At 32.5% G+C, this 18,322-nt stretch carries 15 protein-coding genes; 2 read left to right on the forward strand and 13 right to left on the reverse strand.

The window, feature by feature from the left end; all coding sequences use genetic code 11:
- Positions 1–4 precede the first annotated feature (4 nt).
- Together LQ679_RS00555 and LQ679_RS00560 are read left to right on the forward strand one after the other, a co-directional pair.
- The gene (locus LQ679_RS00555) at positions 5–718 is read left to right on the forward strand and encodes a 5-bromo-4-chloroindolyl phosphate hydrolysis family protein (RefSeq protein ID WP_037588039.1); all 714 of its coding nucleotides are present in this window, start codon (positions 5–7) and stop codon (positions 716–718) included.
- Positions 711–1,913: a toxic anion resistance protein gene (locus LQ679_RS00560; protein ID WP_239761931.1), complete on the forward strand. Its 1,203-nt coding sequence runs from the start codon at positions 711–713 to the stop codon at positions 1,911–1,913. The genes LQ679_RS00555 and LQ679_RS00560 overlap by 8 nt, the downstream gene beginning before the upstream one ends.
- A 720-nt stretch (positions 1,914–2,633) precedes the next feature.
- On the opposite strand, the gene LQ679_RS00565 is transcribed toward LQ679_RS00560, so the two are convergent.
- The 13 genes from LQ679_RS00565 to LQ679_RS00625 all read right to left on the reverse strand — a co-directional run bounded on the left by LQ679_RS00565 (position 2,634) and on the right by LQ679_RS00625 (position 18,317).
- Positions 2,634–3,836 (reverse strand): DUF819 family protein, encoded by a 1,203-nt coding sequence (locus LQ679_RS00565; RefSeq protein ID WP_196308388.1) that lies wholly within the window; start codon positions 3,834–3,836, stop codon positions 2,634–2,636.
- An 87-nt stretch (positions 3,837–3,923) separates the two neighbouring features.
- Positions 3,924–5,261, reverse strand: coding sequence for a branched-chain amino acid transport system II carrier protein (brnQ, locus tag LQ679_RS00570; protein ID WP_239761932.1), 1,338 nt, complete (start codon positions 5,259–5,261; stop codon positions 3,924–3,926).
- Between the two features lie 115 nt (positions 5,262–5,376).
- Complete coding sequence (locus LQ679_RS00575; protein ID WP_239747970.1) at positions 5,377–7,263, reverse strand: vWA domain-containing protein; 1,887 nt, start codon at positions 7,261–7,263, stop codon at positions 5,377–5,379.
- 10 nt (positions 7,264–7,273) lie between these two features.
- Positions 7,274–8,071 carry an ATP-binding protein gene (locus LQ679_RS00580; protein ID WP_191835557.1) on the reverse strand — a complete coding sequence of 266 codons (798 nt, stop codon included), beginning with the start codon at positions 8,069–8,071 and terminating at the stop codon, positions 7,274–7,276.
- Between the two features lie 78 nt (positions 8,072–8,149).
- Positions 8,150–8,353 carry a DUF6501 family protein gene (locus LQ679_RS00585; RefSeq protein ID WP_025905040.1) on the reverse strand — a complete coding sequence of 68 codons (204 nt, stop codon included), beginning with the start codon at positions 8,351–8,353 and terminating at the stop codon, positions 8,150–8,152.
- Positions 8,354–8,368: 15 nt separating this feature from the next.
- Positions 8,369–9,184, reverse strand: a complete 816-nt coding sequence (locus LQ679_RS00590) for a VOC family protein (protein ID WP_126477657.1) — start codon at positions 9,182–9,184, stop codon at positions 8,369–8,371.
- 580 nt (positions 9,185–9,764) lie between these two features.
- A complete protein-coding gene (locus LQ679_RS00595; RefSeq protein ID WP_239761933.1) occupies positions 9,765–10,445 on the reverse strand; it encodes a hypothetical protein in 681 nt (226 codons plus the stop codon).
- A gap of 152 nt (positions 10,446–10,597) precedes the next feature.
- Entirely contained in the window at positions 10,598–10,801 is a 204-nt protein-coding gene (locus LQ679_RS00600) for a hypothetical protein (protein WP_239761934.1), read from the reverse strand.
- A 146-nt stretch (positions 10,802–10,947) separates the two neighbouring features.
- Complete coding sequence (gene odhB, locus LQ679_RS00605; RefSeq protein WP_037590502.1) at positions 10,948–12,192, reverse strand: 2-oxoglutarate dehydrogenase complex dihydrolipoyllysine-residue succinyltransferase; 1,245 nt, start codon at positions 12,190–12,192, stop codon at positions 10,948–10,950.
- A 13-nt stretch (positions 12,193–12,205) separates the two neighbouring features.
- On the reverse strand, positions 12,206–14,992 hold the full coding sequence (locus tag LQ679_RS00610; RefSeq protein ID WP_191835561.1) for a 2-oxoglutarate dehydrogenase E1 component: 2,787 nt from the start codon (positions 14,990–14,992) through the stop codon (positions 12,206–12,208).
- A 91-nt stretch (positions 14,993–15,083) separates the two neighbouring features.
- Positions 15,084–16,460 (reverse strand): HAMP domain-containing sensor histidine kinase, encoded by a 1,377-nt coding sequence (locus LQ679_RS00615; protein WP_191835562.1) that lies wholly within the window; start codon positions 16,458–16,460, stop codon positions 15,084–15,086.
- The gene (locus tag LQ679_RS00620; RefSeq protein WP_037590505.1) at positions 16,457–17,131 is read right to left on the reverse strand and encodes a response regulator transcription factor; all 675 of its coding nucleotides are present in this window, start codon (positions 17,129–17,131) and stop codon (positions 16,457–16,459) included. Before LQ679_RS00620 ends, LQ679_RS00615 begins: the two co-directional genes overlap by 4 nt.
- Positions 17,132–17,708: 577 nt before the next feature.
- Positions 17,709–18,317: a phosphatase PAP2 family protein gene (locus LQ679_RS00625; RefSeq protein ID WP_037590506.1), complete on the reverse strand. Its 609-nt coding sequence runs from the start codon at positions 18,315–18,317 to the stop codon at positions 17,709–17,711.
- Between the last annotated feature and the right edge of the window lie 5 nt (positions 18,318–18,322).

Genomic DNA, 18,322 nt, shown 5'->3' on the forward strand with positions numbered 1-18,322 from the left:
GACAATGAAATATAATTTATCATATGTATTAGGTGCGTTATTAGCAGTACCTATATCATTTATTGCTTTTTTATTTAGTGTTTTTCAACTAGATTTAAATTTTCTTATAGATATGGCTGTATTTGCAGGCACTTACGTTATTAGCTTTTTACCAATCCAATGGTATAGTTCACGACGTTATTTAAAAGAAATGGGTTTAACACGTCGAGAATTCCATTTTATTAGAAAACAATTAAACGAAGCGCAGCCCAAATTGAAAAGACTTTATAAAAACTATATGCGTATTAGATCGTATAAAGAATTCAAGAACTTAAACGAAGTTGCTAAATTGGCACGTACAATTTATAACACAGTTAAACAGTCACCAGAGAAATTTTATAAAGTAGAAAGCTTCTTCTACTCTCACCTAGATAATACTGTGAATTTAATTGATAATTACACGCTATTACAACGTATGCCAAATAAATCTAAAGAAGAAAAAGCTAAACTTAAACAAACAAAGCTCACGATTGATGAAAATAAACGAACACTCGTTGCCGATTTAAAAGAGTTAAATGAATCGAGTTATCATCAATTAGATATTGAAATGGAACTTGCTGATATTGCTAAACAAAGAAATAGCTATAGAAAAGGCATTCCAGAATCAACGAAAGAAAAAGTGAATTTAACAAAAACTCATAAAAAATATGAATATGAAATGGAGCGTAACAATGACTGAAACGAATAAGAACTTATTTGACGACCTTATTGATGACCCATTTAAAGATTCATCAGAAGCGTTAACACCACAAACTTCAGAAGTTACAGAACAGCAAACCCCTTCTGATGTGACATCAACATACGAAAAGACATTCTCAGATGAAGATCAACGAAGAATTGACGAAATTGCTAAGCAGATTAAGCCATTAGATAATGATGGTCTTCTACTCTATGGTCAACAAGCACAAAATAAATTATCACAGTTCTCACATCAAATGCTGACACAAGTACAATCTAAAGATGTAGGACCTATTGGTAATTCATTAAGAAACTTAATGAATAAATTAAAAGAAGTAAATCCAGATGAATTACAAAAACAAAATCAATCTAGATTGAAACGTATTTTTAGAAGAGCTGAACGTTCTGTAAATGAAATGTTTAGTAAATATCAATCTGTTGGTGCACAAGTCGATCGTATATCTGTAGAATTGCAGAAATCACAAAATATGCTGATGAAAGATGTTGGCTTATTAGATCAATTATATGAAGAAAATAAAGCTTACTTTGATGCATTAAATATTTATATCGCCGCAGCAGAAAAGAAACGCGACGAGTTGAAGCAACATAATCTTGTAGAATTAGAACAAAAAGTTAAAGCATCTAATAACCAAATGGATGTGCAGGAACTGGCAGATTTACAACAATATATTAATAGACTAGAAAAAAGAATTTATGACTTACAACTTTCTAGACAAATCACATTACAATCTGCCCCACAAATCAGAATGATACAAAATATTAATCAAACTTTAGCAGAAAAAATTCAAAGTTCAATTTTAACGAGTATCCCATTATGGAAAAATCAAATGGCAATCGCGTTAACACTTTTAAGACAACAAGGTGCTTCAGAAGCTCAGAAAAAAGTAACAGATACAACTAATGAATTATTGCTGAAGAACTCTGAAATGTTGAAACAGAATGCGATTAGAACAGCTGAAGAAAATGAACGAGGCATCGTTGATATCGAAACATTGAAGACGACTCAAACTAATATAGTAGATACAATTCAAGAAACATTACGCATACAAGAAGACGGCACGCGCAAACGTCAGCAAGCAGAACAAGAATTACAAAGCTTAGAACAAGACTTAAAAACAAAATTATTACAACTCAAAGACGAACAGCAGCAATTGAGAAACACATTTAAATCATAAATAATAGACCCACCAACAAACTTCGCATTTGTTGGTGGGATTTTTGTGTGTAGATTTGTGGATGTGAGTATGAGAGTATTCGAGGTGTGCATTGTGAAGGCTTATTTAAGTGAATAGATTGCCTATGTCTTGGCTTAAGTATGGAATAAAGCCAAGAGATGGACCAAGTCGTGGCTTAAGTACCGAATAAAGCCAAGAGATGAGCGAAGTCATGGCTTAAGTGCTGAATAAAGCCAAGAGATGGACCAAGTCATGGCTTAAGTGTTGAATAAAGCCAAGAGATGAGCGAAGTCATGGCTTAAGTGTTGAGTAAAGCCAAGAGATTGTCCAAGTCATGGCTTAAGTACCGAATAAAGCCAAGAGATGGCTCAAGTCATGGCTTAAGTACTGAATAAAGCCAAGAGATGGTCCAAGTCATGGCTTAAGTATTGAATAAAGCCAAGAGATGGACCAAGTCATGGCTTAAGTGTTGAATAAAGCCAAGAGATGAGCGAAGTCATGGCTTAAGTGTTGAATAAAGCCAAGAGATGGACCAAGTCATGGCTTAAGTACCGAATAAAGCCAAGAGATGGCTCAAGTCATGGCTTAAGTACTGAATAAAGCCAAGAGATGGCTCAAGTCATGGCTTAAGTACTGAATAAAGCCATGACTTGGTTATAAATCTGAGTTATACCCAACAAACTCACACCTCCTACACCGCCTACTCATCCAACAACCCACTTACATAAATTGGCCTAAGAAATACCCCATTAATGTTCCGACGTAATTTCCGATTACATAACCTAAAGTACCTATGATTAAAATAGGTCCGACTAATCCTTGCCAACCTTTAGATATTGCTAAAGCAGCTGCTGTTGTTGGTCCTCCGGCATTTGCATTACTAGCGAGTATCATTTCCTCAATATTGAATTTGAACAATTTTCCGAAGAACAGTGTTATAGATAAATTGAAAATCAAAATAACGGCAACGAAAATAAATAATAATGGTGCTGTTTTGATAATGATTGGTATAGATGCTGGTACACCTATTACGACAAAGAAAATATATATTAAAAATGTACCGAGTTCATCAGAAGCGTTTAAATTCTCAAAGAATTTACTAAACATAGCTACTGTAACAAGTGTTAATGTTGTTAACAATAAAAATTGGTCACCTATAATACTCACTAATATTTCCATAAAGTGATTGTTTTTAGGAATGTATTCATTAACGAGTTCTGAAATTTTAAAACTTATCGCAACTAACGCAAATGCTATTGAAATCGAATAAGCAATATCTTTTAAACTTATTTCGTTTCGTTTCCAATATGCTTCTGCTTGATTACTGTTCGTATCATCATTTGACGTATAAAGTCTTTTAAAATATTTTTTAACAAATTTCATATTTGGAAGTGTAATCAATACAATAAAATAGAAAGCCATTACACTATTATCGGCTACAACTGTTGCGGAAACTAATTCTCCTGGTGTTTGGAATTTCGTGCTAAGTGCTGCAAAATTTACACCACCACCTATGTAACTACCAGTCATCATAGCACCTATTTTATCTAGTTCAGGTATAAATTGGTGAAGTAATAAAAATCCTACTGCAACACCTACTACAGTACCTACTGAACTGATTAGGAATATAAATAAAAGTCTTCTACTTTCTTTCCAGATTTTAAATATGTTTGATCTAAATAAAAGTAAAGGAATTGCTAACGGAATAACATATTCCCATACTTGATCATAAACTGGCGATTCAATCGGAATGATATTGAGATTGGATAATATCATCGCACCAATTAATGCAATGATAGCGCCTGTTAGTTTTGCTGCAAATTGATACCTTTGTTCTAAAAAGATACTTAGCGCTGCAATACCTACTAGAATTGCCCATAATAACCATGTTTCATCTTTGTTTATAAATGCATTTAAAATCATGAAAACCAACCCCTTTTTATCTTGTTATCAATATGATGACATAAAAAATAAGAATCTTCAAAATAATTTTGAAGATTCTTATACAACTTACGAATATGTGATTGGTGCTTGATTCTTAACTTTACCAATTATAAATCCAATAATGAATCCAACGATTGCAAATGGAATCCATTCCATTTGGTAAGTTGATAATGGTAATTGTTGAATAAATCCAATTTTAGCCCAACCCATTTGGTTTACAACTGATATTAATGAAATAATTGTTACAAGTGCTACTGATAATTGCTGTGCGATTGGTGGTGTACCAACATACTTAGCAAGAACAATTAATAATACAGCTGTAATTGCGATTGGATATAACACTAATAATACTGGTAGTGAACCTTTAATTACTGTAGTTAAACCTTGGTTTGAAAGGATGAAACTAACTAATGTAAAGATTGTTACAAACCATTTGTAAGAAATTTTAGGTATAATCTCGTGGAAGAATTCACTCACTGATACGATTAAACCTGTAGCTGTTGTTAAACAAGCTAATGCAACGATAATACCGATTAAATATTTACCAAACTCACCGAATGCTAATTGAGCGGCTGTTGTTAAGAGATAAGTACCGATATTTTGACCGTTATCGTTTAATTCTTTAAGTGTCTCAGCTGAAACGTTCATGTGATTTCCGATCCAACCTAATGAGATGTAAATAAATCCAAGTGCAAGTGCTGCAATAACACCTGCATAAATTGTTTGTTTGAATAATCCTGTTTCTCTCGTTACACCTTTACTCTTAATTGCTGTAATAACAATTAGTGAGAAAGCAATAGCTGCGATAGCATCCATTGTTAAGTAACCTTCAACGAAACCTTTACCAAAGCTTGTTCCAGCACTACTATATACTGCAGTATCACCTGCAACAGGTGCTTCTCCACCTAATGAGAAGAATGCTTTAATAATTAATGCTGTAATTGAAATTAATAGTAATGGTGTTAAAATCGCACCGACTTTATCGACCATTTTACTTGAGTTGAAACTTAAGTAAAAGACAATGATAAAGTAAATCAGTGAGAAAATAAATAAAGCCATTGAACTATTTGTATCAAAAATTGGTGTAATACCCATTTCGAAAGATGTTGCTGCTGTACGTGGTATTGCGAATAATGGTCCTATTGTTAAAGAAATTGCAACTAATAATACAATTGCAAAGACTGGATGAATTTTACTTAATGAAACTCTGTATCCTTTTTCCTCAATTGAACCTGCGATTACACCAATAAGTGGCAAACCGATTCCCGTAATGACAAAACCAAATATTGCTGGCCAGAAGAAATGACCGCTCGATAATCCTAATGCTGGAGGAAAAATTAAGTTCCCGGCACCAAAGAATATCGCAAATAACATAAACCCTACTACAAAAATATTCTTGTTCATATATTTTACTCCTTTTACGTCTTACAATAATTAATATTCTATCATTGGAGTTAGTTTTCGTCTATATGAAATTTCTGAAAATTTAAAAAAGAATGTTATTATTTAAGTTTGTTAATTATATAGATTGCAACAGTAATTTTTTCAATAACGGTGCCAACTGGTATGGTAAATTTTCAACACCTTCTACAAATAAACTTTGTTTACCATAGATGTTATGAACAGTCTTTTTCGTTGCTTCATCAATCACGTCTTGATTAAGGAATACATTAAAGACATAAATCCCTTGTTTATCGGCTTCTATTACAGCTTCATGTGTATCTATAATGCCATCTTCTGCATAATCAAATGCTGAAGGTTCACCATCAGAAAATACAATTAAGAATTTTTGAGACTCAGATCTTTGAAGTAAATGTTGAGTTGCAACTCTTAAAGCGACACCATCTCTATTATCATCTTGAGGTTCTAACGTCATAATTCTTGCATCATTCTGTTTAAGTGTTGATTCATTATATAAGATAAGTTCTTCAATAGTATTAGGTTGATTCAATTTATCAGCTTCAAAAGCATCTTCACTAAAACCAAGAATTTCATGTTTTATATCTAAATTTTTAAGTGTTTCATGGAATAGGACGACACCTTTTTTAGTTTCTTCCATTTTGTCGTGCATACTTGCTGACGCATCAACTAATAATGTGAATGTTGCATCTAATTTTCTGCTAAATGCGTCTTTTTTGAAGAATAGTTTATATTGATCATCGATAAACCAATTTAGAAGATTTTTTTGTAAGCGACCTTTAGTTAAGTTTTCTCTTATATCACTATATTGATGATTCATAGATTTTTGGATTATGCTTGTTAAATCTTTTATTTCAAACTGAACACTATCGACAGCTTCTTTATATGCTTCCATATGTGTTGGTAAAATATCTGGTCGATTGAAAGTAAGAGAAACATTTTGGTTAATACCTTTAAGTTGATATTGCTGATTAAGACCTTGTGCGCCGCCCTCTTCATCATCTAAAGTATTGTTAGAGCCCTTACCTTTTTTCTCCATCATATCCGTCATATCATCGCCAGCGTCACCTTCTCTATCATTATCTGTCAAAATGTCGCTATTTTCACCTTCGTGAAGTTCCATTTCTAAATAAGATTTGCTGTCAGTTTGACTATCGTTCGTCTTTGTTTCAGCATCTGCAGATTCAATGTCGTCTGGATCATGATCTTGTTCATGACTTTGATCAGTGTTAGCCGCATCTTGACGTTTTAAATCTTCTAAAGTCCACTCTTCTTCATAAGAACGATAAATACGCTCTGGAATATGATAATACTGGTTAAGCATATCTTCTTTTAATAAATAATCTACTAAAATCATAATACTTACAGCTAAATCATAACTGTCTTCTGATGATTGCAAGTTGAATATTTGCGTTAATCGATTAAACACTTGTACGAGTGCATCATCAAAATCATCATTTATTGAAATATTGTTGATGAAATTTTCATTTAAAATAGCATGTTCTATTGCTAAAAATAATAAGTCTGTATAAGTTGTCTTCGTTTGATAAACATGAATTTGACTATTATTTTGTTTGATTTTGACGTTCAATCTATGCTTAAATAACTTTTTAGTGACTGGACGTTTAGACATAATCAAATTTGAAAGACGGTATTCTTCAATAAGCATAAATAATTGTTTAAAAAAGCTCATATGATCAAATGACTCATCTAATACTTCTTTATATATAGCTGGATCTGTATGTTTAAATCCTAAAGTATCTAACATGATGTCGGATTTTAACCCTGCATTTATAATGTGTTCAGGTCGATGTAACCAAGTGAAACTAACATTACATGTATTGTTGATAGGATCATAGTGTTGGAATTTTTGGAAAGAAACTTTAACGTTTGGATCTTCAAGTAATAATTTAGCTAAATCAGTTAACATCATTATTTGTTGTGCATCGATTTGTTCGTCATTAAATAATATAAAACGATCACTCATGATATTCTCCTTACTCGAAAATTAATTCAATTGCATTTTGTATAGCTTGTTGTTCTCTTTCGTCGTCTATTTTGTCTATAATAGCGCGTTTAATTGCACGTCTTACTGGAATGACAGTTGCTAAATCAGCTAAGTCAATCAATGCTCTTATACTCGCTGACTCTTCTGAAATTTGACCTTGGCTCGACATAATGCGTAAATCCTTATTAAATTGAACGATTGAATCGATGATTTCATCATCTTGTAATGCACTTTGTTCTTTAATAATCATTTTTAATGTTTCGCCATCTATATAATCAATATCCAAGACAACGAATCTGTTTTTTAATGCTTCGTTCATTGGTAATGTTCCGATATAGCCTACATTGATTGCGGCAATAACTGAAAATCCTTCTTTAGCTTGTACGACTTCACCAGTAAATGGATTCGTTAATGCTCTTCTAAAGTCTAATACACCATTTAAAATAGGTAACGTTTCTGGTTTCGCCATATTGATTTCATCGATATATAAAATGTCGCCATTCTTCATCGCTTTAATAACAGGTCCATCGATAAATACGATTTGTTGATGACCTTGTTCGTTTGTTTCAATTGTTTTGAAACCTAATAAACTTTCGGCATCTAAATCTACAGAACAGTTTACAGAATGCATCGGTTTGTTTAAATCTCTCGCAAGTGTTTCAGCAAGTTTCGTTTTTCCTGAACCAGTCGGTCCTTTTAAAAGTATATTCTTATTAAGCTTTATCATAGACAAAGCGTCATCATATATTGTTTCATCGTTGTTTAAATATTTATTAAAATTAGCCATTGTGTTCTCCTTTAGTACATTTTATAAACTTAAAAAAGAGTCCGGAACATATAGATGTATCAGACTCTTATCGTATATTTATACTTCTTTAAAGTATGTTTTGTAGTAGCCGCCAACATGACCAGAATTATCAATGATTTGATAATATTCTTCTGTTTCATTAACGACATCATATGTTTTACCTACTGTTAACATATCAGATACTTTAAATTTTTGTGCATCTGTATGTGTAACTTCTACTTGTTTAATAACGTGATTTTCTTTCCAAGTTTCATGTAACATAAATAAACCGCTCCTTTAATTCACTGTGTCATATGTAATTGTAATGATGATGCCAGTTAAGTCACGCACATATAACGAAATTAAGCCGGCTTCATGTTGAATAATATGATGTTCCATTTCAATTCCTTTAACGTGATTAACAATTTTTTCAAAATGATCGATATCATCAATGGAGATTGCTACTCTTTCGATAGGTGGATTCAATGACTCAATCGCATCTGGATAATCAATCAAATGTAACTCTCCGCCATTTCCACCAGCACCGACTTTAAATACGATAGCTGACTCATCATCTATTGTCTTGTATTCAGCAAACAATTGCAACTCAAAAATATTATTTAATAATGAGCCAGTTGCTTGAGTCTCGGGTGATTTAACCATGACCGGCCCTATTCCTTGAATTTGATGAATGGGACTAATTGGACCACCATCATAAGCAGTTCCAAGAGGTACACCAGAATTTTGTTCATCAGAAATAAGATGTAACGCATGTCCATTATTATCATAAAATTTAAATAGATGCTTACCATTTAATTGTTGTACAGACTCATATTTAACTTGATGATCATCAAATTGTTGTTTATATTCATATAATGCGTAATCAGTCGGTACACGTAAAGCTATCCCGTGAAAATGCGTATCTAATTGATCTGAGTCACCAGAATATTGCTTGAAAATCAGTCTCGTACCAGGTGCAAGATTTGCATCACCGATATGTAAGATATTCTTTTCATGGTTCATCAAGGTATTAAGCCCTAAAATATCTTTATAAAATGACTCTGTTTCTTTAATATCAAAAGTCCATAATGTAACACTTCGTAGTCCATTCATGAATATCTCTCCTATATATGAATTCCTATAAATTATATCAAATAAATTCAAAGTATGACAAATCAATCAAATTGAGAATAATGAAAAATATATTTTTGTGTTGTATGGGTGTCGTTACGAACAAGTTTGGTCGAAAGTGTTCATAAGAGCCCTAGTATTTACACTTCTTACGAGTTTTGTAAATACTGGTACCGTTATTAGCAGTTCTGGTTCAAAGTGCAAATACTGCTCCCTTTATTAGCAGTTCTGGCTCAAAGTGCAAATACTGCCCTCGTTATTAGCAGTTCTGGCTCAAAGTGCAAATACTGCCACCGTTATTAGCAGTTCTGGCCCAAAGTGCAAATAACCTCAATCCATATTATCTTTTATATACAATAAAAGCCACCAATATCATGAGATATTGGTGACTCCTATTTATATTAAGATTCTAATAATAAATCTTCTGGGTTTAGGTAATATATATATACTATCTTTATACATGCTAAAACGTTGTAGTGAAGCGGTTTATAAGTAACCTGGTTTTAGTTTAGTATGTATAAATATCTATAATTATTTAAGTTCTCGGGGGAAATTTGGGGGATTATTCAATCCGTTTAACTTTTTCCCATTCTTCTTTTAAATATTTACTGAGTTTATATGTAAAGTTATCTAATGATTGTTGCAGTTCATTTTTATTTACTTCTTCTGGTTTTGTGCAATATTTAGTTAACAATGCTATACAATTTTCCATTGCATCTATTAATTCGCTATTTTGTTCATTGGCACTTCCGTCTATATTTTCCTCTGAAAAATAAGATTTGAAAAGAAATTTTATTTCACTAAATCGACCAACATATGTAAGTAAATCATTTGATAATGTTGCGTATTTATTCTCTAAATTACCTAATTTCTCTGTATTAGAAGTAATTTTTTTTAATAGATAATCACTTTTATTTTCATCAGTTTCAGTTTTATGTTTCTCTATTAAAGCGTGATTACTTTCATCAAGTTGTTTAACTGATTTAAAAACGAACTCTGCATCCCCGTTAGTTTTATACATTTCAGTATAATTTTTAATTAATCTTGAACTTAATTCCCTAACTTCTTTAATCCATTCCATTCTTGACTTTACGACGACATCTGCTTTTAACTTCATGTCATTTATTTCTTTCTCGTGTTCCATTCTTTTCTTATTTGTAAATTGGGATAGCAACCAACCTACGAAGCCCCCTACTACTGATACAACAATAGGATTTGACAATATTGACCAATCAACTGACATTAAGCCCACCTCTATTTATATTTTATGTGATAGTATTTCATAATTATTTTACCACTTAAATTTGTTAATAACACTAGGGCTTTATATGAACTTTAATAGAGGTGTACTTAATTTGAATTTCTACTTTGCTTAATTCCTTATTTCCTAACCTCTTACCTGTTTTTCTTACTCAATTGTTCTTCCATTTGTTTAATTTTATCCTTATTGTGTTTCAATGATTCTATAATTTGAGCTTTTTTCTTTTCGACTCTTGCTTTCGTTTCTTCGTAGTTCTCATCTTCTGCAGCACGTTTTTCATAGTAATACGCGTCTTCTTTCCAACGTTCATGTATCGATTTACCTATATTATCCCTCATTTAAAATTATTGTTTCAATTCAATACTTTCTTTATAGTAAGCCATTTTCATATAAAAATAAAACCACATCTCAGAATTGAGATGATTCATAATACGAAAAAAATACAACGACAATTACTGTCGTTGTATTTTTCCATAATGCTATATTAAGATTCTAATAATAAATCTTCTGGATTTTCAATTAAGTCTTTAATTGTTTTTAAGAATCCTACTGCTTGTTTTCCATCAATAATTCTGTGGTCATAGCTTAACGCGATGTACATCATCGGTCTATTTTCCATACGATCTTTATCAATTGCAATTGGTCTTGTAACAATTGAGTGCATACCTAAAATAGCAGCTTGTGTACCATTGATAATTGGTGTAGACATTAATGAACCAAATACACCACCATTAGTTATAGTGAATGATCCACCCATCATGTCATCTAAGCCTAATTTTTTGTCTTTAGCTTTAACAGCTAAGTCTACGATATCTTGTTCGATTTCAGCGAAGTTTTTCTTGTCACAATCTTTAACGATTGGTACTACTAAACCTTCTTCTGTAGAAACGGCAATACCGATATCATAGAATTGTTTAAGTACTAAATCAGTACCATCAATTTCAGCATTTACATCAGGATATTTCTTCAATGCTGCTACTGCTGCTTTAGTGAAGAATGACATGAATCCTAAACGTGTACCGTTATGGTCTTCTTGGAATTTTTCTTTCTTACGTTTACGTAATTCCATTACGTTAGTCATATCAACTTCATTAAATGTTGTTAACATAGCTGTATTATTAGATACTTCTAATAATTTCTTAGCTATTGTTTGACGTCTACGTGATAATTTCTCACGAACAACAGGTTTAGAAGGATTGTCATTAGATTTAGCTTGTGCTGGTTGGCTTTTCTCAGCTGGTTTAGCTTGTGGTTGAGGTTTAGCTGCACTTTCAACGTCTTCTGGACGAATAACGTCGCCTGCTTGTGTCTTAACCTTGCTTAAGTCGATACCTTTTTCACGTGCTAAACGACGTGCTGATGGTGTTGCTTGAATTCTTTCATTTGAAGATGCTGTTTCTTCTTTAGTTTCTGTAGCTTCTGGTTTACCTGCATCTTCTTTAGATGGTTCTTCTTGCTTTTCAGGTTTAGCATCGTTTGAAGCTGGTTGTGCTTCTCCATCTGAAACAACTGCAATGACTGAACCTACTTCAACAGTATCGCCTTCTTCAGCTTTGATTTCAGTTAGAACACCTGCAACTTCTGAAATGACTTCAACATTTACTTTGTCAGTTTCAAGTTCGACGATATTTTCGCCTTTTTCAACTTGGTCACCAACTGATTTGAGCCATTCTGAAATTGTTCCTTCTGTAATTGATTCTGCTAATTCTGGTACTTTTACCTCTGACATGATTCTTTTCCCCCTAATTATGTTTTAAAGCTTCTTGGATTACTTTACTTTGTATAAGTTTGTATATTTCGCCGTCGCCTTCTGCAGTTGAAGAACGTACTTTACGACCGTGATATTCAAGCTCTACTTTGCGATCTTCTAGAATGTCTTGAAGTTTTAAGCTAACGAATGACCAAGCACCTTGGTTTTTCGCTTCTTCTTGAACCCAGCGAACTGTTTCTAGATTTCTGAATTCAGAAAGAACGTTCTTTATCTCTTCTTTAGGGAATGGATAAAGTTGTTCAAGTGCAATTAGACAAAGTTCATCGTTAGGATTTTTTTGTAATTCAGTTTTTAAGTCAATAAACATTTTTCCTGATGAAATAATAACTTTCTTAACTTTAGTCTTCTTATATGGTTCAACTAAAATTGGTTCAAATTGTCCTTTAGTGAATTCTTCAATTGGACGAGAAACAATTTTATTTCTTAATAAGCTTTTTGGTGACATTAAGACTAATGGTCTCATTTTATCTGTGTTAAGATATTTTGCATGTCTTCTTAATAAGTGATAATAGTTAGAAGCACTTGTTAAGTTAGCGATTGTCATGTTGTTTTCGCCAGCTAATTGTAAAAATCTTTCCAATCTTGCTGATGAATGTTCAGGACCTTGTCCTTCATTACTATGTGGTAAGAATAAAGCTAAACCACTCTTTTCTCCCCATTTAGCATTGCTGTTAGATAAGAAGTTATCGAATATCATTTGTGCCATATTTGCAAAGTCACCGTATTGCGCTTCCCAAATATTAAATGATTGTGGATGATCAACATTATAACCATATTCAAAACCAACTACTGCAGCTTCAGATAATGGTGAGTTATGAATATCGAATGATGCTTTACCATTCGGTACGTGATGTAATGGAATAAATAACTTACCATCTTTCTCATCATGTAACACAGCATGTCTATGCGCGAATGTTCCACGTTCTGAATCTTGTCCAGTTAATCGAATTGGTGTACCATTTTGTAAAATTGTCGCAAATGCAAGTTGTTCAGCATGTGCCCAGTCTACAAGACCGTCTTTTTCAAATGGTTCACGACGTCTATCTAATACTTTGTTTAACTTCTTGAAGACTGTGAAATCTTCTGGATAATCAAACATTGCATCATTGATCGCTTTTAATTCTTCATAAGTAGCGTTTGCTAACTCATAATCTTGTCCTTCACTGATGTTATCAGGTAAAGTCATTTCTGGATTATCCATTTCAGCATCTTTATCAATCTTGTCATGAGCAGCTCTTAGGCGTTTCGTTACATCTTCAAAAATTTCATTCATTTCAGCTTTTGTAATAATGCCTTCTTCGACAAGCTTTTTACCATAAATATGTTCAATAGATGGATGTTCTTTAATCGCTTTATACATCATTGGATTTGTAATAGATGGTTCGTCCATTTCGTTATGTCCATAACGTCTATAACCAACTAAATCGATGACGAAATCTTTATTGAATTTCTCTCTGAAGTCCATTGCCATTTCAATTGCTTTAACAGTAGCTTCAACATCATCTGCATTTACATGGATAATTGGTAAGTCATAACCTTTTGCAACATCAGTTGAGTATGTTGTTGAGCGTCCATCTTCTGCTTCAGTAGTGAAACCAATTCTGTTATTCGTAATAATGTGTAATGAACCACCAGTTGTGTAACCATCTAAGTTACTCAAGTTCATAGATTCAAAGTTAATACCTTGTCCAGGGAATGCAGCATCACCATGAATTAAGACTGCAAGTGATTTATTAACATCTTGACTTGGTCTTCCAGTATCAATTGTTGTATCTTGATTAGCTCTCGCTTTACCAAGAACGACTGGAGAAACGATTTCTAGGTGACTTGGGTTGTTTGCTAAAGTAATCGATTGTTCGATACCGTATTTACTTGTTGTCTTCGTACCACCTAAGTGATATTTAACATCGCCTGTCCAACCAGCTGTGATTTCTAAAGAACCATCTTTCGGTAAGAAAATAAGTGGGTTCTTATGCATAAATTCAGAAATCATCATTTCATATGGCTTTTCTAATACATGAGTTAAAACGTTTAATCTACCCCTATGCGCCATACCAATTTGGATGTTTGGTATATTTGCAGCATTCGTACGTTTTAAGACTCTTTGTAACATTGGTACTAAACTATCTACACCCTCGATTGAGAAGCGTTTAGCACCTACGAAATTCTTATGGATATATTTTTCAAAGCCTTCTACTTCAGCTAAACTTTTTAATAATTCGATTTTTTCTTCTTTAGAAATTTCAATTGTATGTGTTGATTCGATATATCTCTTCAACCATACGCGTTCTTCATTATTATTAATATGCGTGTACTCAAAAGCGATAGGACCTTGGTAACAAGAAGTCATATATTCTATTGCTTCATATGCATTGTTAAATTCTCCATCAAAGTGATCTGATACGATAACTGCTGGAAGTTTTTCCAAAGTTTCTTTTGAAAGTCCAAAGTCTTGATGTGTTAATTTTGGTACGTTTTTTCTTTCTGGACGGTACACTGGATAAATATCTGCAGTTAAATGTCCATACTGTCTGATATTATCAATTAAACGCATTACACGTTTTACACTTGAGTTGTCCACCCCAGTACTTGATTGTAGGCCAGCGCCTGTGTTGTTACTTGTTAATTCATCGAATAACACTTGCAAGTCTTCCGGTACTGACTCTGGATCATTAACGTAATTATCATACATTTCTAACATTAACCCTAAGTTAGTTCCAAATCTTACAGGTGCTTCGACATGATTATCATTCTTCATGTTCCACCCTCCAAGAAAATTATAAACCGTTTACATTTCCATTTTAGCACTTAACAGTATTGAGTTAAAGGCTAATTTGACAATATTGAACTTATTTGTTTATAAAAGATTCTTTGAATACAACTGATATTTTTGTGTACTCATTCACAACACTTTCAACTTTTACAATTCCATCATAAGAATTAACTAATTTCTTAGCAATTGAAAGGCCGAGTCCATTGCCGCCTTCTTTTCTAGAACGTGATTTATCAACTCTATAAAAGCGGTCAAATATGAATTCTAAGTCTTTTTGAGGTATGCCCACACCATGGTCAATAATATCAATTGTAATATTTCTATTTTTTAAATTCGTCACAATTTCAATGTTTTTATTTTTCTTATCATATTTCATAGCGTTATCAATAAAGATTAATAACATTTGTTCAAAATGAAATCGATTGATATTCATTCTAATAGCGTTGTAATTTGATTCGAAATTGAATGTATAATCTGGATGTAATTTCTTTAATGATTTAATTCTAGAATTTATTTCATAGTTGATATCGACAATATCAATCTCATCACCTGTACTAGATCGAGCGTCTTTTGATAATAATAGAAGTTCTTCGACGAGTTTCGTAATGCGTGTCATTTCTTCTATAGAAATATCTAGAGATTCTTCTAATACTTCTGGATTGTTTTTACCCCATCTTTGAATGAGGTTTAAATGCCCTTGTATAATTTGCAGCGGTGTTCTCAATTCATGTGAAGCATCTTCGACGAATTGTTTCTGTTGGTCGAAAGAACTTTCCAATTGTTCCATCATTCTATTAAATGTTTGGATCATATCGTCTGTTTCTTCATAGTTTGTGGGTACTTCAAGCTTTTCTTGGAAACCGTCTCTACGAATTTGTTTCATTTTATCGGATAATATCGTAATAGGTTTTGTGATTTGTGACGAGAATACATAACTGATTAATGCAATTAAGAACAATGCCGTTAATCCAAATACAGTTGCTAGTATAATCATAAATTTAATAATGGCATCATAATTTGCTAGTGGATGGACAACAGCTTCATAACCACTGAAATAACTTGTGTTTACAGGTGTATAAACGACAATATATGATTTATTATTTTGTTTCGTTTCATAAACTTTAAGTTGACTCACACGTTCAAATTTAGGCGTATAATCTAAATCATTATTATGTGTTTCTTCAAAAATTGGTTTACCAAATCTATCATATAGCACAAGCTTTTGATTATCCGTTATCGTCGCATTAATATCAGTTGAAGTAATTTGACCAAGTGTCTTCGTCTTCAATAAATTAATAGTGTCGTATGTACTTCTTGTTGCTGTGCTTGTTTCTTGGTCTTTTAAATATAAACTAATGAAATAAATGATAAACATACTGAACAAAGCAAATATAATAAACGTAATCGTCGTAGTGAGCATCATCCATTTAGTCTTTAATGATTGTTGTTTCATGATCTAATCACGTATCCCACTCCTCTAACAGTTTCGATAATATTCTCTTTCTTGAATGGTTTTAGTTTGTTACGTAAATAACGAATATATACGTCCACAACATTTGTCTCAACTTCTGACTCATAACCCCATACATGATTTAAAATCTGCTCTCTTTGTAAGACGAAATTTTGATTTTCAGCCAATAATAATAACAATTCGTATTCAGTCTTCGTTAAATCAACAGATTCACCATGGATAGATACAGAAAAAGCATTTTTATCAATTGTTAAATCATTAACAGTAATTGTGTGACTTACTGGTTCAACTGTTACATTTCTTCTAATAATAACGCGAATTCTCGCTAATAATTCTTCAATATCAAATGGTTTAACGATATAATCATCTGCGCCATAATCAAGACCAATAACTTTATCATATGTATCGCCCTTAGCCGTTATCATAATAATCGGCGTATCTTTCTCACGACGAACACGTCTACATACTTCAAGACCATTCATTTTTGGTAACATGAGATCTAATAATATACAATTGTAATCTTCAGCTAGAGCTTGGTTTAATCCACTCTCACCATCATTACATATTTCCACTTCATAGTCCTCATGCTTAAGTTCTAATTCTATAAATCTTGCTAAATTTTGTTCATCTTCTATGATGAGTATCTTTTTCATAGTGCCACCTCGTAATAAAATTATAAAAGTTTTCAATTTTTAATTGACAATGATTCTCAGTTAGTTATAATAGTAATTGAAAATGATTATCAATGAAAGAGTTCCCCCTCTAGTAAAAGATAACATTTTCGAGTTTAACATGTTCATTATATATGAGCATTACTATTTTATCATTTAAAATAGTAAAAAATTTAAATAACTAATTGACATTCATTCTCAATTGGTTATAATAGTAATTGAAAATGATTATCAATCAAATAAAAGAGTTCCCCCTCTAAGTATGGATTGAACATTTTCTATAACCCCCTTTTATGCCCATAAAAGTAAAACAGCCGCAGTGATTCTGTCCAAATCACTGTGGCTGTTTTTTTGTTTGGATTTAATAGAGGAATAGAAGCGTTATTTGCAGTCCCTATTTACAAAACTCGCAAGAACTGTAATTACTGGTATCCTTATGAACACTTTCGGCTAAACTTGTTCATAACGGGTGCCTTATGAACACTTCTGACCAAACTTGTTCGTAACGGCAGCTAATTCCAAAAAAAGTATGGAACAGCTCATCCTGTTCCATACTTATCTATAATTTCTTTCGTAACATACTTTGAGTTAGCATTATGCAAATAACGCCACCAATTATACCAGCAATGATATCAGTTGGATAATGTACGCCTAAATATACGCGTGATGATGATATCATTGCGATACAAATGACACATAACCCCATCAAATAAGGTCGAATAGATTTGTTCGCCACTCTAAATATAATGAATATTAGTGATCCGAAAAATGCGGTGGATCCCATTGCATGTCCACTCGGAAAACTAAATCCAGAAATATCTATCAGTCTAAGTAAAGTTGGTCGTTCTCTGTCGAATATATTTTTAAGAAGTGGATTTAATGTACCTGATAAAATCATCGTAACTGCAAAAAATAATGTTTCAATGTTATATTTTTTAAGTTTTAAGTAACAAATCACAATGAGTGATAAGGCAATCATTGCCCAAACTTCTCCTAGTTTTGTGAAACCAAGCATTATAGAAGTTGTTATAAAGCTTTCAGTTGAATATATAAAGTTATAAACTTCATTATCAATCCATTTACCGAGTCTTGATTCATGGAAAAATGCAATGACTCCAAATATCAAACTAAATATTAGTATGAGTAAAGTACGGTTTGCTTGGCTCATTCGAT

This window comes from Mammaliicoccus sp. I-M35, assembly GCF_022386455.1.
GTDB classification, from domain to species: domain Bacteria; phylum Bacillota; class Bacilli; order Staphylococcales; family Staphylococcaceae; genus Mammaliicoccus; species Mammaliicoccus sciuri_A.